At 40.8% G+C, this 20,311-nt stretch carries 25 protein-coding genes; 4 read left to right on the forward strand and 21 right to left on the reverse strand.

The genetic code is table 11. The annotated features are described in order from the left end of the window. Positions 1-46 precede the first annotated feature (46 nt). The 11 genes from ACGF5R_RS21505 to ACGF5R_RS21555 all read right to left on the reverse strand — a co-directional run bounded on the left by ACGF5R_RS21505 (position 47) and on the right by ACGF5R_RS21555 (position 10,537). A complete protein-coding gene (locus ACGF5R_RS21505; protein ID WP_387692656.1) occupies positions 47-1,012 on the reverse strand; it encodes a carbamoyltransferase N-terminal domain-containing protein in 966 nt (321 codons plus the stop codon). Further along, positions 1,009-2,133 carry a Gfo/Idh/MocA family protein gene (locus ACGF5R_RS21510; protein ID WP_112878678.1) on the reverse strand — a complete coding sequence of 375 codons (1,125 nt, stop codon included), beginning with the start codon at positions 2,131-2,133 and terminating at the stop codon, positions 1,009-1,011. The genes ACGF5R_RS21505 and ACGF5R_RS21510 overlap by 4 nt, the downstream gene beginning before the upstream one ends. Positions 2,134-2,787: 654 nt before the next feature. Further along, complete coding sequence (asd, locus tag ACGF5R_RS21515; RefSeq protein WP_387692671.1) at positions 2,788-3,894, reverse strand: aspartate-semialdehyde dehydrogenase; 1,107 nt, start codon at positions 3,892-3,894, stop codon at positions 2,788-2,790. A 204-nt stretch (positions 3,895-4,098) separates the two neighbouring features. Next, entirely contained in the window at positions 4,099-4,320 is a 222-nt protein-coding gene (locus ACGF5R_RS21520; RefSeq protein ID WP_011144421.1) for an ogr/Delta-like zinc finger family protein, read from the reverse strand. Between the two features lie 75 nt (positions 4,321-4,395). Continuing rightward, positions 4,396-5,478 (reverse strand): phage late control D family protein, encoded by a 1,083-nt coding sequence (locus tag ACGF5R_RS21525; RefSeq protein ID WP_387692658.1) that lies wholly within the window; start codon positions 5,476-5,478, stop codon positions 4,396-4,398. Beyond that, entirely contained in the window at positions 5,475-5,939 is a 465-nt protein-coding gene (locus ACGF5R_RS21530) for a phage tail protein (RefSeq protein ID WP_387692660.1), read from the reverse strand. The genes ACGF5R_RS21525 and ACGF5R_RS21530 overlap by 4 nt, the downstream gene beginning before the upstream one ends. 2 nt (positions 5,940-5,941) lie before the next feature. Further along, positions 5,942-8,368 carry a phage tail tape measure protein gene (locus tag ACGF5R_RS21535; protein WP_387692662.1) on the reverse strand — a complete coding sequence of 809 codons (2,427 nt, stop codon included), beginning with the start codon at positions 8,366-8,368 and terminating at the stop codon, positions 5,942-5,944. Beyond that, a complete protein-coding gene (locus ACGF5R_RS21540) occupies positions 8,361-8,480 on the reverse strand; it encodes a GpE family phage tail protein (RefSeq protein ID WP_011144425.1) in 120 nt (39 codons plus the stop codon). The genes ACGF5R_RS21535 and ACGF5R_RS21540 overlap by 8 nt, the downstream gene beginning before the upstream one ends. A 14-nt stretch (positions 8,481-8,494) precedes the next feature. Further along, on the reverse strand, positions 8,495-8,812 hold the full coding sequence (locus tag ACGF5R_RS21545; protein WP_011144426.1) for a phage tail assembly protein: 318 nt from the start codon (positions 8,810-8,812) through the stop codon (positions 8,495-8,497). Positions 8,813-8,838: 26 nt separating this feature from the next. Continuing rightward, entirely contained in the window at positions 8,839-9,354 is a 516-nt protein-coding gene (locus tag ACGF5R_RS21550; protein ID WP_036782412.1) for a phage major tail tube protein, read from the reverse strand. A gap of 10 nt (positions 9,355-9,364) precedes the next feature. Then, positions 9,365-10,537, reverse strand: coding sequence for a phage tail sheath protein (locus ACGF5R_RS21555; protein ID WP_262980886.1), 1,173 nt, complete (start codon positions 10,535-10,537; stop codon positions 9,365-9,367). 400 nt (positions 10,538-10,937) lie between these two features. Here ACGF5R_RS21555 and ACGF5R_RS21560 point away from each other — a divergent pair, with 400 nt between their 5' ends. From ACGF5R_RS21560 to ACGF5R_RS21570, 3 genes are all read left to right on the forward strand, one after another. After that, positions 10,938-11,504 (forward strand): hypothetical protein, encoded by a 567-nt coding sequence (locus ACGF5R_RS21560; protein WP_240000881.1) that lies wholly within the window; start codon positions 10,938-10,940, stop codon positions 11,502-11,504. Positions 11,505-11,519: 15 nt separating this feature from the next. Continuing rightward, on the forward strand, positions 11,520-12,050 hold the full coding sequence (locus ACGF5R_RS21565; RefSeq protein WP_112878684.1) for a tail fiber assembly protein: 531 nt from the start codon (positions 11,520-11,522) through the stop codon (positions 12,048-12,050). Positions 12,051-12,130: 80 nt separating this feature from the next. Further along, complete coding sequence (locus tag ACGF5R_RS21570) at positions 12,131-12,223, forward strand: tail fiber assembly protein (RefSeq protein ID WP_112878685.1); 93 nt, start codon at positions 12,131-12,133, stop codon at positions 12,221-12,223. A gap of 59 nt (positions 12,224-12,282) precedes the next feature. On the opposite strand, the gene ACGF5R_RS21575 is transcribed toward ACGF5R_RS21570, so the two are convergent. The 9 genes from ACGF5R_RS21575 to ACGF5R_RS21615 form a co-directional block, all read right to left on the reverse strand. Beyond that, complete coding sequence (locus ACGF5R_RS21575) at positions 12,283-12,879, reverse strand: tail fiber assembly protein (protein WP_112878686.1); 597 nt, start codon at positions 12,877-12,879, stop codon at positions 12,283-12,285. Then, complete coding sequence (locus ACGF5R_RS21580; RefSeq protein WP_262980889.1) at positions 12,879-13,373, reverse strand: phage tail protein; 495 nt, start codon at positions 13,371-13,373, stop codon at positions 12,879-12,881. Before ACGF5R_RS21580 ends, ACGF5R_RS21575 begins: the two co-directional genes overlap by 1 nt. 5 nt (positions 13,374-13,378) lie before the next feature. Beyond that, positions 13,379-14,506: a phage tail protein gene (locus tag ACGF5R_RS21585; RefSeq protein ID WP_262980890.1), complete on the reverse strand. Its 1,128-nt coding sequence runs from the start codon at positions 14,504-14,506 to the stop codon at positions 13,379-13,381. After that, complete coding sequence (locus ACGF5R_RS21590) at positions 14,503-15,117, reverse strand: phage tail protein I (RefSeq protein ID WP_387692665.1); 615 nt, start codon at positions 15,115-15,117, stop codon at positions 14,503-14,505. Before ACGF5R_RS21590 ends, ACGF5R_RS21585 begins: the two co-directional genes overlap by 4 nt. Continuing rightward, positions 15,110-16,108, reverse strand: a complete 999-nt coding sequence (locus ACGF5R_RS21595) for a baseplate J/gp47 family protein (RefSeq protein WP_387692667.1) — start codon at positions 16,106-16,108, stop codon at positions 15,110-15,112. The genes ACGF5R_RS21590 and ACGF5R_RS21595 overlap by 8 nt, the downstream gene beginning before the upstream one ends. A 4-nt stretch (positions 16,109-16,112) precedes the next feature. Then, positions 16,113-16,454, reverse strand: a complete 342-nt coding sequence (locus ACGF5R_RS21600) for a GPW/gp25 family protein (RefSeq protein ID WP_112878691.1) — start codon at positions 16,452-16,454, stop codon at positions 16,113-16,115. After that, positions 16,454-17,197 carry a phage baseplate assembly protein V gene (locus tag ACGF5R_RS21605; protein ID WP_262980891.1) on the reverse strand — a complete coding sequence of 248 codons (744 nt, stop codon included), beginning with the start codon at positions 17,195-17,197 and terminating at the stop codon, positions 16,454-16,456. Before ACGF5R_RS21605 ends, ACGF5R_RS21600 begins: the two co-directional genes overlap by 1 nt. Positions 17,198-17,565: 368 nt before the next feature. Continuing rightward, positions 17,566-17,769, reverse strand: coding sequence for a tail protein X (locus ACGF5R_RS21610; RefSeq protein WP_387692669.1), 204 nt, complete (start codon positions 17,767-17,769; stop codon positions 17,566-17,568). Between the two features lie 282 nt (positions 17,770-18,051). Then, entirely contained in the window at positions 18,052-18,216 is a 165-nt protein-coding gene (locus tag ACGF5R_RS21615; protein ID WP_165603259.1) for a hypothetical protein, read from the reverse strand. 517 nt (positions 18,217-18,733) lie between these two features. Here ACGF5R_RS21615 and ACGF5R_RS21620 point away from each other — a divergent pair. Next, the gene (locus tag ACGF5R_RS21620; RefSeq protein WP_387692673.1) at positions 18,734-19,348 is read left to right on the forward strand and encodes a helix-turn-helix domain-containing protein; all 615 of its coding nucleotides are present in this window, start codon (positions 18,734-18,736) and stop codon (positions 19,346-19,348) included. Positions 19,349-19,636: 288 nt separating this feature from the next. Here ACGF5R_RS21620 and ACGF5R_RS21625 read toward each other — a convergent pair whose 3' ends face one another. Continuing rightward, the gene (locus ACGF5R_RS21625; protein ID WP_112878694.1) at positions 19,637-20,209 is read right to left on the reverse strand and encodes a recombinase family protein; all 573 of its coding nucleotides are present in this window, start codon (positions 20,207-20,209) and stop codon (positions 19,637-19,639) included. Positions 20,210-20,311 lie beyond the last annotated feature (102 nt).

Below are 20,311 nucleotides of genomic sequence, written 5' to 3' on the forward strand. Positions count from 1 at the left end.
CAGTATAAAAGACAGTCAGGCGGCTAAACGTCGAAGAGCCATTTGGTCAGAGGAATTCCGTAGTCAACTTATCTTTGATTAAATTAAATACAAAGTGGAATCCCGCCCTGACCCCACCACTGAGACATAGATTTCTTTGATTTAGCTTCTTTGACCAGAAAGATATTATATGAAATGCCATCTTTTCCAAGTATTTTTGTATGAAATGCGCAAAGTTTTGATGACTTTTTGAAATATATTCATTTTCTCTTCTTGGCAAGATACCTCTATCTAAAAAGTAAGCAAGTATATTTGTATGATTAAATGAAACCTTTCCACCTTTTTCAAAATTTATAAGTTCTTCGAAAAGTTCATCAAATTGATTTTGTTTGCCATAGGAAGCCAACCCCATTACCTTATACTCATCAAATCGTTCATATCCTAGTAAAGATATACAATCGAGATAATATCTTCCCAGTGATGAAGAAACTGGATATCTATATATACTTCTAACAACCCCATCGATATATGAGTAGATTGATGTAGACTCATCTTCTCCATTTCCATCTATTATGACAACTAATGAACTATCGAAGCCAGAGTTTTCAGCCGCCATGATCGCGTGGGTGTCATGATGACGTACATATTCAATTGGGATATCTTTAACTTCTTCACCAAATTTACGCACAAGTATCTTGTTAATTAAACTTCTAGAAGTTTCGACCTCGAGACTTTTTCTTTCAATATATTGTAAGCCAAGTCCAGTATCTGTATTTAACTCTTCAAAATAAAATGCAATTTTGTCAACATCAGTTATTTCAACTTGTGCTATTTTTAAGCACTCAACAATGGCATCAATAGGAAACTGATTAGAGTGTTTAATCCTATCCAGACGCTCTTGTTCCACAGCCGCAACAACCTTACCATCTTTGATGATTGCAGCTGAGGCATCATGACCAAACCAATTTGGTATATCCCCAATAACAGGTATTTCAAATGTTTCGAAACTACCGCTAATCCCTAGAGTTATCATAAGAAGAATCTCCTTACCCTTGATGAAAATAATTCGATATCTAATAGCGTCTCATTCATTTTAGTAAGCGGCCTAAATTTACTATTCGTCATTATAGTTTCTATGATATTGATGGACTCCAAAGACCGTTTAATATCAAGTAAAGGTTCTAATTTGTAATTTAGTGAAGTGGCTAAGTCTAAGACGCCAGTAGCTTGGTCAATAAAGTGAGTATCATCATATCTTCTGTCTATCTTGTGAGGGTGAAGCATTTTTCTTAGAGAAAAGTGTTCTGGTGGGCGGTCGATTTTATCTTCTTTATTCTTCCTTAAAATTATTGGAGAGTTCGCCATCCATAAATCTTCAACTATTATTTCACCTTCATCTCCAATTATCCGAAAGCTATGATCCTCACTTTCAACAATGCTAAGCTCAATTTTTGCTCTTCTACTATCACCATACTCCAAAGTAAGATCAATCCAATCAGGAGCAGGTGAATCTGTAACTTCTTTATCCGGGTAGATTAAGGCAGAGCTATAGTTCATACTATCTGGCGTCCCCATTAAAGCCAGAATTAGATCAATCACATAAGAACCATGTTCAAAGCCACAACCAACTTCGAATTCATTCTTTGCCGGCCAAGGTGCTCCTGAAAGACTAACCCAACTACCAAAGTTCATTTTATGAACTGGTCCCTCATGGATAGCACTCTTAATTAAACGTATTTCTCCAATTTCGCCAGAACTCAATATCTCCATTACCTTGATGATTGGAGGATTTAATAATAAGGAGGGTGCGCTTGTTATAATACAATTATTATTTTTGGAAACTTCTACCAATTTTCTTGATTCTGTAATGCCCATAGTAAATGGCTTTTCACTGTATACTGAAATTCCATTAGTCACAGCTTCCAGTGACACATTGTAGTGTTCTTCTGGATTCGTCAAGTTTAGCAATATATCAACATTTACATTTTCTAACGCATCGCTTACCGAAGAGTAAGCATCGAAACTATGATAGTTTGAGAAAGCTTCAAGTCGATTGCTATCTCTATCGACACAGCCAACAATATTTAGGCATTCATAGTTATTAAGATTTGACACATAGAAGTCTGCAGCATAACCACAACCAACAATTAGAATATTTAACTTTTTCGCCTAGCCTCCACTTTCAGATTAATGCGCACTAGGTAACCACGCTTATTAATATAATAGTTAACCCACCCTCAAAGGCGATTAAGCAATACGCTAAATTCGAAGCCCATCTATATTCCTACAGTAAATAACTGTGCCTAATTGTGCTCCACTTTCAGTAATCCATGTTGACTACTGGGAAACGGTGAGGCGTTGTTGATCAATTCCTAAGGTCGGAGCATACTTTGGCGAATACCTAGCCAAAGAATATTTGAGCCCAATAGCCATCCCTCTAACCCGCCTTTTAAACTTATTTCGTTGACTTGGGGAATTACGGTTACATTGTCGAGCATATTTCTCAATATAAAAATGCACATAATTTCATAAGATGCGACTCAGTTATTAGATTGAAAATAACTATCTCACCTATGCTGGAATGGTATCGCCTAACACAAAATATGTAACCGTTCACCAGTCCCTAATTGACATTCCAATGTGGCCAAGCACATGTAATGACCCAAAGAAGAGTTTGACATGATATTGTGTCACTCCAATTAGGACTCATTATGAGTAACAAACAATCAACAGAACCATCAAATGCCATATAGATAAATCCACTCGAATAACGAGTGGATTTTCACATAAATAAATAGATTAAAATAATTAAACCAAGATACGCAGCATACGACGCAGAGGCTCTGCTGCTCCCCACAGCAACTGGTCACCTACCGTAAAAGCAGATAAATACTCTGGGCCCATATTCAGCTTACGTAAACGCCCTACAGGAGTATTCAAAGTTCCCGTTACAGCAGCTGGGGTTAATTCGCGCATACTCAATTCGCGATCATTTGGAATAACACGAACCCAGTCATTATGTGCAGCCAGCAATTGCTCAATTTCAGGAACCGAAATATCTTTTTTCAATTTCAAAGTAAATGCTTGGCTGTGGCAACGCAACGCCCCAATACGCACACACAAACCATCCACAGTAATGATATTATTACCGGTATTGAGGATCTTATTGGTTTCTGCCTGCCCTTTCCACTCTTCACGGCTTTGGCCGTTATCAAGTTGTCTATCAATCCACGGAATCAAACTACCAGCCAACGGCACGCCAAATTGCTCAGTTGACATAACTCCGCTACGGGTGAAATCCGTTACTTTTCTTTCAATATCCAGAATAGCCGATGCCGGATCTTGCAACTCTTTTGCTACCTGAGTATGTAGAGATCCCATCTGAACCAGCAATTCCCGCATATGACGAGCACCAGCACCAGAAGCCGCCTGATAAGTTGCAACAGAAACCCATTCAACTAAATCATTAGCAAATAAGCCGCCTAAAGACATCAACATTAGGCTAACAGTACAATTACCACCAACAAAAGTTTTTATGCCTTCATTAAGACCTTGCTGAATATGCGCATGGTTAACTGGATCAAGAATAATAATGGAATCATCATTCATACGCAGGGCTGACGCGGCATCAATCCAATATCCCTGCCAACCTGTTGCTCTTAACTTTGGATAAATTTCATTCGTATAATCTCCACCCTGACAACTAATAATAATATCCAAAGCCCCAAGAGCTTCGATATCGAAAGCATTCTGTAACGTACCTTGCTGACCAGTAAAATCAGGTGCTGGCTGTCCGTATTGTGATGTCGTGAAGAATACCGGACGAATAACATCAAAATCCTGCTCTTCAATCATACGCTGCATTAATACTGAGCCGACCATACCGCGCCAGCCGATAAAGCCCACATTTTTCATCATTATTGTCCTACTTTGGTGAGTGTTGATCAGTGATTCTGATTACACCAAAGCTGACAAAATATGACCAGGGACGCAAGTGAATTTATTAACTAATTCACAAGATATTTAGCAACGTAACTAGCAGCAAGATATATAACAAATCTGGCATCCAAGTAAAAAGCCACCTATTGGTGGCAAATATTTACTATTAACTTTTAATCTTCAAGTCACATTCAATTGAGTTTTAGTTTTTTCTTTGGGATGCGGCTTAACACTTATCACTTCACCCGGTTTGGAAATAAAACGGACAAACGTTTCATGGCTGACGAAAGTAGCACCACAATTGATGTTCTGGCATTGATTATAACGTTCTTTTGTATGGCAGGAATGCTCAAAGCTGCTGCGTGCATGAGCAGCTTTACCACAAAGAGGACACTTGATCATATTTTTTACCTTTAACTAAAACATGAACTCTCATTATGCGAACAATATAACAACGAGATCTCATTTGAAGAACAATTATTTCATGTCGAGATCATCAATTTTTAATTCCAGAGTCAGTGCTGTTGTAAAACCACCAGATCCATTCACCGTGTGGGTAACTGTCGTTAATGTCCATTCAGCGGCATCTATTTCTGGTTTAAAGCCGGTAACTTTGATTGGTATTTCAGGGTAGAGATCTGCACGCCCCTGAGCCAATTGAATCGAAAACGTCGCTGCCCCACGTTGTATTTTCTCCCAGGCAACCTTGGCAGCACGTTTAGCACTGACTTCATCAGCATAAGTACGGGAAAGTTCCAATACGTTATCTTTGCTACCTACTAAATAAGAGGTTAATTTATCAGCATTTTTCTGACTTTTTCGCTCAACGGTTAAGGTATGTTTTTTCTCCGGTTTACGGACATCCAACCAGTTTGCTACCACGCCAGTATAAGCCTCTCGGTCAGATAGCGTAAAATTGTGGTTGTCACCTGACCGACGTGTAATCACCAATGCAGGGATAACCGCACCACTGGCTGTTTTATTCTGTCCCTGCCGAATAAATATCAACTTACCATTTTTTACTGAAGCAATTGCCCCTTCTTGCCTTGCCAAGCGCGTAAGAAAACTACCATCTGACTCATTCGTCTGATCAATATGGTTAATAAATATCTTCGCAATATCCTGATGCAAATCGGCGGTAAGGTTATTTCTAGCAGCGATAGTATGGACAATATCCCCTATCGTTTTCTCATGATAAGACTCTTCACGTCTCATATTGAGAGATTCACGGAAATCAGCACTACGGGCACGAATCGTTAATTTGTCCGGTGCTCCACTGTGACCAATTTCATCCACAGTAAAACGCCCTTTACTAATCAGTGGCTGATCACGCCATCCCAACGCCAATGAAATTACATTACCTCTGGAAGGTAGCACTAAACTTCCATCTGCATCATCCAGTTCAATATCAAGCTGGTCGGCTTCAAAGCCACGATTATCTGTCATCGTTAGTGACATTAGGCGCGATTGAATGCGCCCGCTGATATCTTTATTGTCAATTTCCAAAAGAAATGCCGGTGCACTGCCTTTTTCGGAACCTCTGCCAAATTCAGATGTCATGGCAACACCTCTCTGACCCTATCTGACAAATTGTCTGTAAGCATAGAGAATTGTTCCTGAAGATCACCGAATATTTCACTTAGAGAACTATCCACTCGCCGTAATGTCAATGTGAAATCAATTTTGCGGGCAGAACCATTCGACATAAATTCAGTTTTTGTCTGGTCGATACTCTCAATGACAAACATACCGTAAACCGTGCCGCTGCCATCTATAAAGGACCAAGCTTTACCGCTATCAGCCATCACTTGTAGTACCGTCAATGATAAACGACCACCGGTAATTTCTGGATATAACGAACCGGAAAGTGTCATTGTGTCGTTATCCGGCCCCAGAAATTGCCAGGCAGGCCGCATCCCGATACGGCTGTTAAAAGCATGCCGCCATGACTGCTGATGTTGCATACTTTGGTATGGTGTGGTTTTCAACATAAAAACAAATAAACCCAGTGCAGCCATCATAATTAGAATTCTCCTCTATCAGAGAATGAACTGCGTAAACGCGCCTGCTGTTTACGTTCCCGATCATCCAATTCGCGCCTAACCGCTGCTGCAATATCCTGCGCAGATTGCCCCGGCGCACCATAGATATTTATATGATAGACCGGTGATTCACTGCGGTACTCTACCATCTGACGTTTGTCCGCTTTCTTTTCCTGAATCTGAGGATAAGCATGAACCGGTAAGCTCTGAACATGCAATGGTGCGGTTCTGGCTGCGGCAGAAGGCGCCATTACGCTCAAAGAAAATGCCGCAGCGGCAGCAAGTTTAGCAGTCTGTCGGCGGCTAATCACATTAACAGGGCCAGTGACAATCTCTGGTCCATATTCACCAACAATACCAAATCGGCCAACCGGAATAATGCCCCCCTTATCATGTTTGGGCAGAACCGAACTAACATTAGGACTCATATTATTACTGGCGTCTTTTGAAATATCCTCCTTTGACCGCATCCAATCAGGGAGATACTCAGACAATGAAGTCAGTTTCTGTTTCAGGGCTTCCCATTTTTCATTAATCCCATCTAGCAAACTATTAACTATCGCAGTTCCGAACTCTTTAAATTTATCGGGCAGACTCATTATGCCGGCAATAATTTCATTCCATTTATCCGAAATCGATATTTTAATATTCTCCCAGATATCCAACGTGTTCTGCTTAACTAATTCCCAGGCATTACTGATATTAGTTTTAATACTTTCCCAAGTTTGCAAAACACTCTGTTTAATGGATTCCCATTTCTCACTTAGGCTAATTTTAATATTTTCCCAAAGCTGAGAAAATTTCGGCCCCAATGTTTCCCAGTTTTGCCAAATATAAACAGCCGCCATAGCAATTACACCAATAATGGCGAGGATTGGGTTAGCCATCATCAAACGACCAACGATCATCATGGTGCTACCCAACATTTTCAGAGCATTCCCGACTAATCCGAGCGCTCTCACACCAGTACTACCAAAGAAAGTAAGACTATATTTCGCCACAGCTAACGGAAGTAATATTGAAGCGATCGCCTGTGCCAATGCGCCAAAAACAGTTAACATGCCTCCGACCACTACTGTAATAGTCGCAAGCGCTGCAGCCAAGCGTGGTTTGGCTTCCATCCATTCACTGACTTTATTGACTACATTTGTTACTTGCTGAGTGACTTCTCTTGCAGGACCTTCTACGCCAGAAAACATCTGAACGCCCAGATTACTCCAAGCGGCATTGAGTTTTTGGATATCACCGGTGAGATTATTCGTCACTACAGATGCAACTTTTTGGGATTCACCTTGAACATTTTTTAGTCCAGCGATAAAAGTTTGCAATCCTCCCTGCCCTGCTTGATTTACCAATATATCCAAAGCAGGAGCAGCGTTTTCACCACCAATTGCGGTGAAATAACTCGTACGTTGTTTACCGTTCATTGAACGGGTTTTATTATCTAGTTCAACGAGAATATCAGGTAATTGCCGTAAATTACCTTTAGCATCACGAGTCTTAATATCTAGTTGTTTCAATGCGGCGGCGGCAGCTTTAGGCGGTTCAGCCAACCGACTTAGTACATTGCTCAAAGCCTCTCCAGCTTCACTTCCCTTAATATTGGCATCACTTAGCTTTCTTGTAGCAGCCGCAACGGTTTCAATATCAATCCCCAAAGAAGTGGCCGCTGGAGCGACAGATTTCATGGTGTCACCCAATCCCGCCAACGTTGTTTTTGAGCCAATAAGCGTTGCCGTCAAAACATCACTAACATGCCCCATCTCCTCGGATTGTAATTTAAACCCTTCCAGTACATTAGTACTAATATCAACCACATTGGCGAAATCTGTACCGCTTGCCTGCGACATTAATACCGCACCAGGCATTACATTCTTTATCTGGTCAGGAGAATACCCCTTGGAGGCATACAGGCTCTGTCCCTGTGCAATCTGGCTGGCAGGAATCCCTGTACTTTTGCTCAACTCACGACTTTGATTGAGCAACATAGTGTATTCAGGAGAATTTTTTTCAATATTGGTTTGTGCCTGAATTTTAGACATTTGAACATTAAGATCATAACCCGGCATCAGAAAGTTTTTACTGGTTGTCAGTATCTTGCTACCGGCTGATTTTGCACTAGCACCATATTGGCTAACGCGGTCACGAAGCTCTTTGATTTTGCTATAACGACCTTCACCGCGATCTTCTTCCTTTTTGTTACTGGTATGCGCAGTTTCCTGCGCATATTCAGGAGCAGAATAAGGTTTAATTGCTTCATAAGTCTGATTTAATCGCTTGAATTCATCGCGATTTTGCCGGAGAGAATCCGCCAACCTTTTATTATTTCGCTGGGCAGATTTCAAGGCGCTGGTCAGCTTATTAACGGACTGTATTACCAATTTAAGCTGTGACTGTGTATTACTCATTTTCTGCACCACTTCGTAAGATGGCCCGATGTCGCCAGTCCAGTAATTCCGGTAGTGACATTTCATCTGTCACTGCCGGAGACCAGTGGAAAACGGTGGCAATATCTGCCACCAATTCATCTACGGTTAGTCGGTCTGGAAACCGGACTTCGCCGACTTCGGTAACAAAAAATTGACCACCTCAACACTGAGATTAATCAGATCGCCGGGTGTCATTGACAACAAGTCGCTTTTAGTGAGCGCTGGTGTGGTAACACGTGGCAAAACCAATATCATTGAATCCACATCCATCTCCAGCAAAGCCTGTAGCCGAGCACCACGCAGCGCGCCACTGTTCGGTTTGCGCACCACCACTTCAGTGATGTTGCTACTACCACGTGCAAGCGGTTCTTCTAATACGATTGTGCGCTGCTCGTCGTTTTGAGTAATTAGTGTTTCTGTCATGGTTCAACCTTGTTTATCCGATTAGATTAAAGACCCATAGCGCGACGGTGATCTGCCAAGCGATCTTCACCATTAACGACTTCAACCATGTTAACGGTATCCACTTCGATCAGAACTTCACCGTCCCATGTCAATTTGAAATAGGTGTTTTTAGCGCTGATTTTGGTCTGAGTATTATCTCCTTGCTTATAAGTACCGTGGTCAAACTCATGGAAACGGCCACGCATCACGATTTCAACAGCAATCACATCGCTGGTATCATCGCGCTGGCAGGAGCCCGCAAAGCGCAACATTACGCCATCGGCTTTGGTCAGACCCCATTGCCGATAATGTTGAGCTTCCATACCTCCCAGAGTAAATTCAACGTCCAATGCACCTTCATCCAAGCCTAAATCCACGGTTGCGCTACCGTTCATACCACCGCCACGATAGGTTTCCAGTTTACGACTCAGCTTAGGCAGAGTAAGTTCTTCCACGATTCCCTGATAACTATTGCCATCATTAAACAAGTTCAGGAATTTAAGTTTGCGAGGTAATGCCATCTGTGTCCCCTTAGCCGTTTATGCTTTTCGCGAAATCCATCAGGTAACGATCTGTAATACGCTGGCGTAACATCATGTTTTCCAGTGGTGGTACAGGTGTATAGTCGTAATCGAGGGTCAATTTACCCGCTTTCAAGGTGTCTTTATCATTGGCGTTTTCGTCATACCAACACTGACCGTCAATAATGTAACCCCCAGATTTCAGTTCGCGGAACTTAGCGTTAATACCTTCGATAATGTCTCGTACGAGTGAAGGAGTAAGTGGTTTATCGATCGCCCACATATGCGCTTCCGCCATAGTGTCAGCCAATACTTGAGCGGTACGAGTGTAACTTTCGAACTGGAACAATGGGTCATCAGCACAGGTACGGGAACCCCAGAAACGGAAGCCATTTTTACGGATAAGTGTTGTGATACCATTTTGGTTTAGCAGACCTGAATCTGTTGCTGGCTCTTGAAGATCCCAGAATACGTCTGCTGAAAGACCGGTCACACCATTGACACCGATATTGGACAGTGTTTTGTGCCAACCTGTTTCTTCATCAATTTTTGCGCGCAAACCCAGTGCACGAGCAGTAGCGTAGGCGATAGTCTCTTTATTAGCAACAGTATCCCAACTCAGGAAATCAGGCCAAATCAGCATCAGTTCGCGCTGACTGAAGTTTTTGCGATATTCGATAACTTCTGAGATAGTCTTACTGCCATAGGCGCTGATATAAGCCATTGCTCTCAGCTTGTATGCGATACTCGCCAACTCAACAGCAACAGCCTTTGTATCCAGCCCAGGAACCCCCAGAATACGTGGCTTCACACCTAATTGGCTTTGTGCTGCCAACAGTGCCTGTATACCGGTTTTCTTACCTTCATTAGTTGTAGTACCAATGATGTTGCTGGTAGTTTGTTCTTCCGTTTCACCTTGTGCTACACGGACAACAACAGTAACGGGTTTAGACTGGTCTGAGATAGCTTTAAGTGCCTGAGGCAATGTACCGGTTTTACCCGCTTTGCCAATTGCCATCGAAACATCAGTAATCAAAACCGGAGTGTTTAATGGAAAAGTTTTTTCGTCTGCCTCAGGACCAGTACAGACCATACCGACAATAGCGGTGCTAACAGTGGTTATGGTGCGTGTGCCTTCGTTAATTTCCTTTACACGGACGCCGTGATGATATTCTTGTGCCATATTAGCGGTTCTCCTATTAAGGTGTCCCGCTATGTTGAAGTATCCGAATTATTAAATCATTCGATGGGAAATGTGTGGGAGATGATACAAATCAGGTTGGTTAATTTATTATTTTTTCTAATTATTTAACTACCCATCTTTATAGAGAGTGGAAAATGAAACCTCAGTAAATCAATATCTGTTTCTTCTGTCGTGAACTCTTAGCTCTGTTCATTGATTATTTTTTCACAGATTTTCTCTACAAAGACAGATGATAATTTATACACATCGACGCATTTCTCTGTAAATCACTGTTTTGGTCATTTATTGGCACCCTGATATAGCCAATCTTTGCCATATATACTCCTGCTTAGTGCCGATACGAAACTATTCTTTCGGAAATCTCACGGATTAGTGAGTTTTGAAAAATCTTGGTTTGGTGGAAACCGTTACCAAAGCCGCAAACGCGTTGCAACGTAGCGGAGGCAGTGTAACAGGTGACATAACTATTACTACTGACTCTATGCTGAGTTGGAACAGACACACCGACTTCGCCTCTGTCGGTTTTAAAGACACAGGAGATAATGATACAGACTCCTATATGTGGTTTAGAACGGGGGATAATGGTAACGAATATTTCAAATGGCAGCATGCTCTCTCTGGAGGGCCAACCAATGAATGGATGAGCTTGAAATCTGATAATCTTCGAGTTAGGGGGTATCAGGTCTATCATGAAGGATATAGACCAACCGCTGCGATTATTGGTGCTTATACAAAATCAGAATCAGATACGCGTTATATTCAGGACATTCGCCTTGGCGCTAAAGAGAGTGCGCAAATATGGAAAAGTCCCGGAGATAAAGACACAAGTGGGCATACCATTATTGCTGCAATAAATGAAAATAGAGATGAATTAGTTGACACCGTAAACCGCAGGCCAATACAGAAGAAGGTTAACGGCATATGGATGAATATATCCAATATTTAGTAAAGTGATTAATATATGCAGAACATCAAAAATTTTTCCCAATACATACCTGACTCAAAACAAGCCAGAAAATTCATTGCGGATTTTAATGTCATTTATTTGAAGTCAGAAGACGGCCAAGACTGGTATGAATGCCAGAAAAGCTTTAACCTTGATACAATCAAAGTAATGTATGATTTTAATAATGTAATCCGTTCAATATCAGGAGATATATCAGCTTTTAACCCAGATGGAATGAGTGTAGCTGAGGTGAGTAATTTGCCTGATTCTTGTGATATTTCTGGCAAATGGCAATATATAAATGGTGATATTGTTCCGCGTGAGTATACAAAGGCCGAGTTAGTTGCTCAAGCAGAAAGACATAAAGAGGAATTGTTAGCCCTTGCCAGCAATAATATTGCCCCCTTACAGGATGCCATTGATCTGAGCGAAGCAACTGCGGAAGAGATAGAACGACTCAAAGCCTGGAAAAAATACCGAATGCAAGCAAACCGCATTGATCCCACCATAGCACCAGATATTGAGTGGCCTGTACGACCAGTATAAATAATATAGGCCCGCAGTTCACAGACCGCAGGCCTTTTTTCTACTCTGGCTTTTTAGGGTAATCAATAAGTGTTTACCTAATGCGCCAGGTCTTATTGGAATGGAAAAAATACCTAGCCATACTTAACCAGGTTGATACTTCAAAAGCATCAAAAATCGACAGGCCAACATAGCCATAGCCTTAACTGAAAAAAGACCGGAGACAGAATAACGCCCGGTCTTGATAATTTTATTATTCTGGTATTTGCGGCCACTCAATATCTGAAGCCATTGAAGTATCAACACGGCTCAGTAATACCACATACTTCTTCCAGGCAAGCAATAATGTTTTCTCTGCGTCTGAGGCCATCTCAGTCTCAATAGCATATTGTAATAAAGTCATGGCTTCATCAGCCTGTTGGCGAAGAGTGACACGTTGTTGTTCTGCCTGTTTAATCTGAGCGGCTTTTTGAGCTTCAATGTCCGTTACCCATCTTTCACCATCCCACTTGTCAAAATCGGTGCTTGGCTGTTTGAATGTCAGCATTTCTGGTAATTCACCAGGTTTAATGATTTCCTTCTGTTCCCCAGTTTGTGTGCTGTAAGCTATTTTTCCTCGATAATCTGGTACAATTTGCCAACCGGTCAAATCAGATGAACGGCAGGCGACATATCCCTCTTGGGTATCAGGTGGCGCGTCTGCGCAGGAATTGGCAGGAATACCGACACCAACGGGAAGATACTCATCAGAACTGTTTAAATATTCCAGCGTAATCGCATCGTAATTAAACACAACGATACTTCCAGTACTGATAGCAATATTATTTTTATCCAGTACAACCTTATTCATCAGGCAATCCTTACAATGTAATTAAATGCCACGTTTCGTGGACGTGTTTCTATTCCTGTTGAAGCAGCAATTGCATTATCCATATAACCGAAACCACCAGCTCCCATTCCAATAGCAACACCTAATCCGCGAGGATCAATTCCGTAGTTAACGCCTTGGTGCACACTATTGAGAATATAGCTTGGTGTACCCACCCCCTCGATTCCACCATTTGAGTTAGACCACATCCGTCCAATCCTGTGACTGTGTGGAGCAATATCTGCTAATTGAGAGGATAATATATATCGACCAATATCTACCCCACGTCCATCATCCCAGCCCCGGATAAATTCACCACGTAAATCGGGTAATCTACCAGTAGGATAAACTTCCGCTAATTTTGGATATAAAGACTTATCAAAGATTGCCCCATTACATTTCACCCACCCATTTGGTGGTATGTCAGTCGGCCAAGGAAGTGGTATTCCTACCGGGATCTCTTCAAGTACAGACATGAGCATTATGCTGCCCTTACAATGTAGTTAAACGCTACGTTACGTGGCCTTGATACCCCTATATAATTAGCACTGGTAGTCCAAGTCGTTGCTGAACCTCCAGAAGCTCTAGCTCTTAATTGAATATCTTTATTTTGAGGGGTATCCCACTGTAATTTCGTACGCTCATTAACTGAGAAGTTAACAACATTATCAGCAGGTTGATGAACTTCCTGTAGTAAATAAGACCCTTCTTGCCATACCAATAATGTACGATCTGGATCAACGCCACGCTTGTCATCCCAGCCACGGATAAATTCACCCCTTAAATCGGGCAAATTACCACCAGGATAAGCCTTGGCTAATTCCGGAAATTTCGCTTTATCAAAGGCCGCACCATTACATTGCAACCACCCATCCGGCAGTGTGGCCGTCGGCCAAGGAAGTGGTACACCTATCGGAATTAGCTTTTCCATCAAACCAAGGTTTTTTACAAAAGCATTTTTATCTGGGATATCCGCGCCATTTTGGTTTTTTGCCAATTTACTATTAGCATTATCATAAGCCGCTTTTACTGCTTTGGGTGTTGCTGCTGTAGTTTCATCATTACTGTTAATAGCACTACTAAGTTTTGTAAAACCTTTTTCTGTCAACGTGGCGTCTGGGTGATTACGGCTTTTTTCATGTTTCTGAATAGAGCTATCTACATAATCACGAGTTGCTAAAACTACAGAGGGATCGATTTTCAGCGTTACCGAATCCGTATTGCTAACAATCAAGATCATTCTGATAGTTTGTGTTCTACCCGAACCTTCCTGTAATTGTGGTTTATAGGTTTCCGGACAGTTTGCTACTGCAATCAAGTTACCTTCACTGTCAAACAGACCAATTTCACGCATCCACCAACCACCCTCACTTTCAGGGATAATTTGTTCGGCAATAATTTGGTTGGTGTTTACCGGGTCGACGCCTAATGTATTAATTGCAGCACGACGCTTTTCATTAACTAATTTTGTCTGATTGACGTCAGGATCTGGTAATTTACCGCCACCGTCACCAACAGCCATGTGAGTAATATCGACTTTTGTCCCCAAAGCAGCAGCATTTGCCAGTTTCGCCGCTCCCAGGTTAGTTAAAATTGCAAAATATTTCATGGTGAAACCCTCAATGTATCTGTTTCGATCAAATGAATTGCTGCCCCTAAAGGCGTATTGTCGCTAGTTGTAATGATGTCAGGGAGATATTGGTAAACAGTGAGGTCATCTCCACTATAACTCGTCGCAGCACAATAAAATTCGCCCTTAACATCCAGATTGATTGACAAACCTATCAAATGACGACTTACAGGCTTGGCATCAGAAATTAGTCGTTCCAGCTCTAAAAAAGTTTCTTCGGTGATCCCGTTTTCCTGTACCCCTATCGCCAACCGGAATGTGCCCGGTGTTTCATTGTTCTGCCACCATTCCTTTATTTGAATGAGATAACCAAGCGGTTCTACCACGCGACGGACGGCACCAATGGTTCCCTTGTGTTTATGCAGAAACAGCGAATTTTTTATCACTTCCCGCTTAGTGTTTGCCGACCAATTTTCGTCCCAGCGATCAACCGACCACGCCCATGCTAGATAGGGTAATAATTCCTCAGGGCAAGTATCAGGATTCCAGAGTTGGCGAAGCGGGACTGGAATATTTTGCAATTGTGAACATACCTTAGCAGCAGCCAACTCCAAAACCGTAGAACCTGTTGGTAACAGGCGGTCATTCATCAGAACCTCCTACTATCAAACCTGGATTTGGTTTGGAACAATCAGCAGTTTGTGTTTTACCTATTTCCAGTTTTGCGTCAGTACAATAAGGAGCTTGATCTTTACACAGAATTATGTCCTTCGTCGGAGCTCTCAGTTCTACCTGCTGTACTCCCGCGACATGCAGCGCAGCATAAATGGCAGATAACCGAATATCTCTGCCTAACTTATGTTGATCTAGCATGTATTTATCCATATTTTGTTGAGCCAATTTACGGATAGGCTCAGATTCAGGTGTCGGATAGAGATAAAGCACAGCATCAATTTGATATTCCACTATTTGGGCTGACTGCACTTTGACCCGATCAGCAACTGGTCTGACGTTTTCATCATTAAGTGCCACAATCACTTTATCTAATAAATCTTGTGAAGCTACACCGTTATGCTCCTTATCTTCCTCATCTTCTTTATCTTTTTCCCATTTCCATTTCCGTGATAAAACAGTCACAGTCACATTGGCTGGTGATGGGCTGATGACGGAAACATCTGCAACAGTTTGATATTCACCTTTGTATTCGCTTTTATTAGCATGAATACTTTCATTAACCTTAAGAGCATGATATTCATACGCACCTATTGGCCCTGCAACACTTAGCCCTTCGAAGGCTCTTTGGATGCGATCACGGAAAGTGCTATCAGGCTCCATAACTGCCCGGGTAACGTTATAGTTCGCTCCTAACTGGTCTAAATCGCTATTGGTTGCATAGGCCAACATTACTGCACGAGCAGCTTCATTAACCCGCTGGCGCAATATCAATTCCCGGTAAGCATTTTCCTCAAGTAACTTAACCAGAGGTTCGGATTCTAATTCCAATGTTCGAGTAATAGCATCCTGTTGTTCTTCAGGATAAAGAGATATTAATTTGGCTTTACGTTCAGCCAACAGGCTTTCATAATCTAGTGGCTCGACTACATCAGGTGGCGGCAACTGGCTTAGATCAATGGTCGGCATTGTTTTACCTCACAGGGATAGATAAAGAAAACCCCCCAGGGGACAGCTGATAATGACCAGATATATCTACTGTCATTTTGCCGTCTTGTTGGGTATTTATGGTGATAGCTGTCAGATTAATTCGCGGTTCCCAACGGCTAATAGCTGTATAGGTGGCTGCCATAATTTGCAGGCGTAGAGCCGCGTTCTGTGGCCAGTCAATTAATTCAGGTAGCAGAGAACCATAAGTACGACGAGCCAAACGACTACCGATGGGGGTTAGTAAGATGTCGCTGACAGACTGGCGTACATGATCCAGATCCGTCAGGCTATGACCGGTTTGTCGATTCATTCCAAGGTACATCATTATACTGGGCCTCCTGTTGTCGCACCGCCTGCCATAACGCCGGTATGTTGGTGAGAATGTAAGGTCACACCATTAGAACAGAGTTTTCCTCCTGTATTTTCAACATTACCTTCCAGTTTAGTATTTCCTTTCAGAGACAAATCTGGTGCTTTCAGTTCGATTTCTTTTTCTGCTTCACACTTGACTTCATGTGATTTCATTTTGAGCTCTTTTGTTGCATCTAGCCCAATTTCGTTGAGTGCTTTCAATCCAATTTTGTTTTTTGCATCCAATTCAATCTTGTTATATGACTCCAATTTTATTTCGTTGTATGCCTTTAGTTTTATATTTGTCGCTTCAAGATCTATGGAATATAAAGCCTGTATCTTAGCAGTCTTAACACCTGTTACCTTTAATGCACCAGATAACGGTTCATATTCCATTACTGCTCCATCAGGAAAAGCTATATGGACAGCTTCGGAAGAAGCTGATGGAGCTGGAAATTGATCAGAATATACAGCCGGTAATACAAAGGAGGTGGTCAATTCTCCACCAACAGATAGTAATAAAACCTGTTCACTAACACTGGGGGACCACCAGGTACGGGAATGACCTGCTCGCATTGTCAACCAAGGCCGCCAATCGGTTTCAAGATTACCTGTCGCGACTCGGCACATACCTCGGGCATGATCTACCTCGGTAACAACACCAGTTCTGATCAGGTTACGCAATAAGCGCAAAAGTTCTGTTAGTTGTGTATCCATGTTTGGAAAAATGCCATTTGGTGGTTGTGGATTTATGTATGAAAGAATGCCAGCAAAGACAGTTTCCAACATCAAAGAGGAATTGTAAGAAAGACAAAACAAGTTTCTTGAAAAGGGAAAATATAACAACATAAATTAAAAAGCCCTTCCCGTAATCGAGAAAGGCCTTTATGTAATCTATGTTACTAGGTAATTCTTTTGTTAAAGCTTGACTCTAATAGTTAAAAAAATTCAAATTTGCGCTGATTGATTATATATTAAGTATAATGTTCCAGTTCAACTATTTATCTAGCCAGAATAGATAAGTTTAATTTCCTGATATAGAGTGATAATTCTATTTAAAAACCGCCAATTTAGGATGGATATCTTTAATCCCATAGTTGCAAAATAGGTTTCGTTGTAGCTGTCATAATTTCCGGCATCTCAACTTCTGTACCATGTGGCAGAATTACACCATATTCGGCCAAGCTTGGGTTAACTAATAGTACCTGTTCTGTCATACCTTGAGTCCGACCATAATGACGCCAGCATAAAGCATCAACAGTATCATTCTGCTGTGCAATTATTTTCATTAGGTATACCCTCTCTAATTTAGTCAATATTGTTAATTTAAAGTGTTATGGTGCGCTGAATAGTGGGAGAGAAACAATGAAACAATATTGTTAAGGAAACAGTACAAATGAGAAGCAAGAAGCCACTTTTCAGTGGCTAATTTAATAATTAATCATATCTTCCAAAATTTGCTGAATTCATAGGCAAAGTCTATTTCTCAGCTCATTTTCCAATGCAATCATTATCAATTTAGAAACTTTAGATTATTTATCATACAGAATTCCCACATTTATCTGCCGCATTTATTCTTCAAGCGTTTCGTGGTGGTTAATAAGTTGTTTTGCAAGTGGTGTCGACAACTCAGCAATCCAAACTAAAGCAAGTTCTTTATCTTCAGCATGATTACATTCACAGCTCGTTGCCATTCTGGCTATAAAATTAATACGTTGCGCTATTACTGATTCCATAAGAAAGTCCACTGACAAACTTACCTCCGCATAACATAACTGTATATAAGAACAGTACACTTTGATTAGAAAAATTTAAAGTGGTTTTTCATCTTTTTTGAGAACTATATTTGATAGTGTTAATATATTAATTATTGTTTTTATTGAAATAATTAATGGTTAAAAAGGTTTCTTTCCGATCACAATCCATTGTAATTAATAAGTTTTTCTTATTTTATCGATTGGAAGATTTTTTCTCTTTATTTAGATAACATAGTTTCACAAAGTATATATACCCTATGGATTTCAAGATGCATCGCGACGGCAAGGGTGCGAATCCCCGGGAGCATAGGTAACTATGTGACCGGGGTGAATGTAGCCAACAAAGAGACAATTTGAAAGATAACGGGTATAGATTGAAATTTATATGCCCATGATGCAATATCCCCTATCGGATCTAATAAATTTATTTGGGATCACTATAGCTCTTAATCAGAGGGCTTTGTGGAGACGGCAAACTCACCAAACTGTACTTTCAATGAAAAAAAACATAACTGAGATAAAAATGGGTGCAGATAGTGGAGGAAAGCAAGCTATCGAACGCCTTATCAGTGCATATGGTTTTAAATCACGTCAAGCATTGAGCGACCATTTGGGTGTGTCTAAAAGCACAATGGCAAACCGTTATTTAAGGGACAGCTTTCCAGCCGATTGGGTTATTCAATGCAACCTTGAAACCAATGCTTCATTGTTATGGCTAAGCACAGGACAAGGAGAAATGTTCCCTGATGGAGAAAAGAAAAAGGAATCTTTAAAAAACATTATTACCCCGAAAATACAACGCGTTAAATTGATTGGTGGAAAGCTGAGCGATGACGATCCAGTGATTTTAGATAATCAACTGATTGCCAGAGAAATAAAAAAACCTCTTATTGTCGATAACAATAAAACTTGGTATTTGCTAGATACAGAAGAACCTGATGTTCAAGATGGTTTATGGTTAATTGATATTGAAGGCATGCACAGCATTAAAAAAATTACAAGAATCCCAGTCAGTAAGATCCGAGTTTGTGATAACGATGTAACTTTTGACTGTGCAATTAATGAAATCAACTTTATTGGTCGCGTTTACCTAGTGATTTCCAGGTACTGACACACTTTTCAATTGTAAATAAATTAATTTACTTAGATGTGTAAATCCTATGCTGATGGCAATTCGTTACCCAAAAACGTCCAGATGCAGTGGATTTCATACACAATAGATTCTTTTGCTAGCAATAGCTGATTGTTAACTTATTCCATTGTTTCTTTATATCGTATAGTGCGGCGGAAGTTTTTTGTATAGAAAAGAAACGTGATATATTTTGGATAAATTAATAACCAATTAGCCTTGGATATTATGAATACAAAATTAAACATTTAACTAGCCGCACTGAAAATACTAATTTGATCGACAATTTGTTTTATTTACTGGAAAATATTTATATATTGTAGATAACGATATGTTGTAAATTAATGATAACTGTTTCCGTGTGTGGCCTTTTGCCAGCAATCTTGCTGCTTGTTGTTGTTCAACAAATGAAAGTGATACTGGTCTACCACCAATTCTCCCTTGGGCACGAGCAGCTATTAATCCTGCATTTGTTCTTTCTACGATTAATTCCCGCTCCATTTCAGCCAATGCACTCATAACATGAAAGAAAAATCGTCCCATAGAAGTACTGGTATCAATGCTATCAGTCAAGCTTTGAAAATGAATACCGCGTTCACTTAAATCGGAAATCAAAGTCACCATATTTTTTACGCTACGCCCTAGTCGATCCAATTTCCAAACGACTAGAGTGTCACCTTTTTTAAGTAGTTTTAAAGCTCGTTTTAAACCTGGTCTGTTGGATGTTTTTCCGCTAATTTTATCCTCAAAAATTTGTTCACAATTTATACTTATCAATGCGTTTCGCTGTAAATCACTGTTTTGGTCATTTGTTGACACCCGAACATAGCCAATCTTTGCCATATGTAACCCTGAATAATACCAATATAATACTATTATTATCGAAATTATCACGGATTGGCGAGTTTTTAAAAACCTTGGTTTAGTGGAAACGGTGGATTTGGC

It is taken from the genome of Photorhabdus sp. RM71S (assembly GCF_042879355.1).
GTDB classification, from domain to species: domain Bacteria; phylum Pseudomonadota; class Gammaproteobacteria; order Enterobacterales; family Enterobacteriaceae; genus Photorhabdus; species Photorhabdus kayaii.

Bases quoted from the DNA above. Each gene is read 5' to 3' on its own strand.
- ACGF5R_RS21595 (WP_387692667.1), bottom strand. From the start codon at position 16,108: ATGCCGACCATTGATCTAAGCCAGTTGCCGCCACCTGATGTAGTCGAG.
- ACGF5R_RS21505 (WP_387692656.1), bottom strand. From the start codon at position 1,012: ATGATAACTCTAGGGATTAGCGGTAGTTTCGAAACATTTGAAATACCT.
- ACGF5R_RS21525 (WP_387692658.1), bottom strand. From the start codon at position 5,478: ATGACATCTGAATTTGGCAGAGGTTCCGAAAAAGGCAGTGCACCGGCA.
- ACGF5R_RS21570 (WP_112878685.1), top strand. From the start codon at position 12,131: ATGCGCCAGGTCTTATTGGAATGGAAAAAATACCTAGCCATACTTAAC.
- ACGF5R_RS21575 (WP_112878686.1), bottom strand. From the start codon at position 12,879: ATGAATAAGGTTGTACTGGATAAAAATAATATTGCTATCAGTACTGGA.
- ACGF5R_RS21555 (WP_262980886.1), bottom strand. From the start codon at position 10,537: ATGGCACAAGAATATCATCACGGCGTCCGTGTAAAGGAAATTAACGAA.
- ACGF5R_RS21545 (WP_011144426.1), bottom strand. From the start codon at position 8,812: ATGACAGAAACACTAATTACTCAAAACGACGAGCAGCGCACAATCGTA.
- ACGF5R_RS21600 (WP_112878691.1), bottom strand. From the start codon at position 16,454: ATGATGTACCTTGGAATGAATCGACAAACCGGTCATAGCCTGACGGAT.
- ACGF5R_RS21535 (WP_387692662.1), bottom strand. From the start codon at position 8,368: ATGAGTAATACACAGTCACAGCTTAAATTGGTAATACAGTCCGTTAAT.
- ACGF5R_RS21565 (WP_112878684.1), top strand. From the start codon at position 11,520: ATGCAGAACATCAAAAATTTTTCCCAATACATACCTGACTCAAAACAA.
- ACGF5R_RS21585 (WP_262980890.1), bottom strand. From the start codon at position 14,506: ATGAAATATTTTGCAATTTTAACTAACCTGGGAGCGGCGAAACTGGCA.
- ACGF5R_RS21590 (WP_387692665.1), bottom strand. From the start codon at position 15,117: ATGAATGACCGCCTGTTACCAACAGGTTCTACGGTTTTGGAGTTGGCT.
- ACGF5R_RS21520 (WP_011144421.1), bottom strand. From the start codon at position 4,320: ATGATCAAGTGTCCTCTTTGTGGTAAAGCTGCTCATGCACGCAGCAGC.
- ACGF5R_RS21620 (WP_387692673.1), top strand. From the start codon at position 18,734: ATGAAAAAAAACATAACTGAGATAAAAATGGGTGCAGATAGTGGAGGA.
- ACGF5R_RS21550 (WP_036782412.1), bottom strand. From the start codon at position 9,354: ATGGCATTACCTCGCAAACTTAAATTCCTGAACTTGTTTAATGATGGC.
- ACGF5R_RS21615 (WP_165603259.1), bottom strand. From the start codon at position 18,216: ATGGAATCAGTAATAGCGCAACGTATTAATTTTATAGCCAGAATGGCA.
- ACGF5R_RS21625 (WP_112878694.1), bottom strand. From the start codon at position 20,209: ATGGCAAAGATTGGCTATGTTCGGGTGTCAACAAATGACCAAAACAGT.
- ACGF5R_RS21605 (WP_262980891.1), bottom strand. From the start codon at position 17,197: ATGGATACACAACTAACAGAACTTTTGCGCTTATTGCGTAACCTGATC.
- ACGF5R_RS21580 (WP_262980889.1), bottom strand. From the start codon at position 13,373: ATGTCTGTACTTGAAGAGATCCCGGTAGGAATACCACTTCCTTGGCCG.
- ACGF5R_RS21610 (WP_387692669.1), bottom strand. From the start codon at position 17,769: ATGAAAATAATTGCACAGCAGAATGATACTGTTGATGCTTTATGCTGG.
- asd (WP_387692671.1), bottom strand. From the start codon at position 3,894: ATGAAAAATGTGGGCTTTATCGGCTGGCGCGGTATGGTCGGCTCAGTA.
- ACGF5R_RS21530 (WP_387692660.1), bottom strand. From the start codon at position 5,939: ATGATGGCTGCACTGGGTTTATTTGTTTTTATGTTGAAAACCACACCA.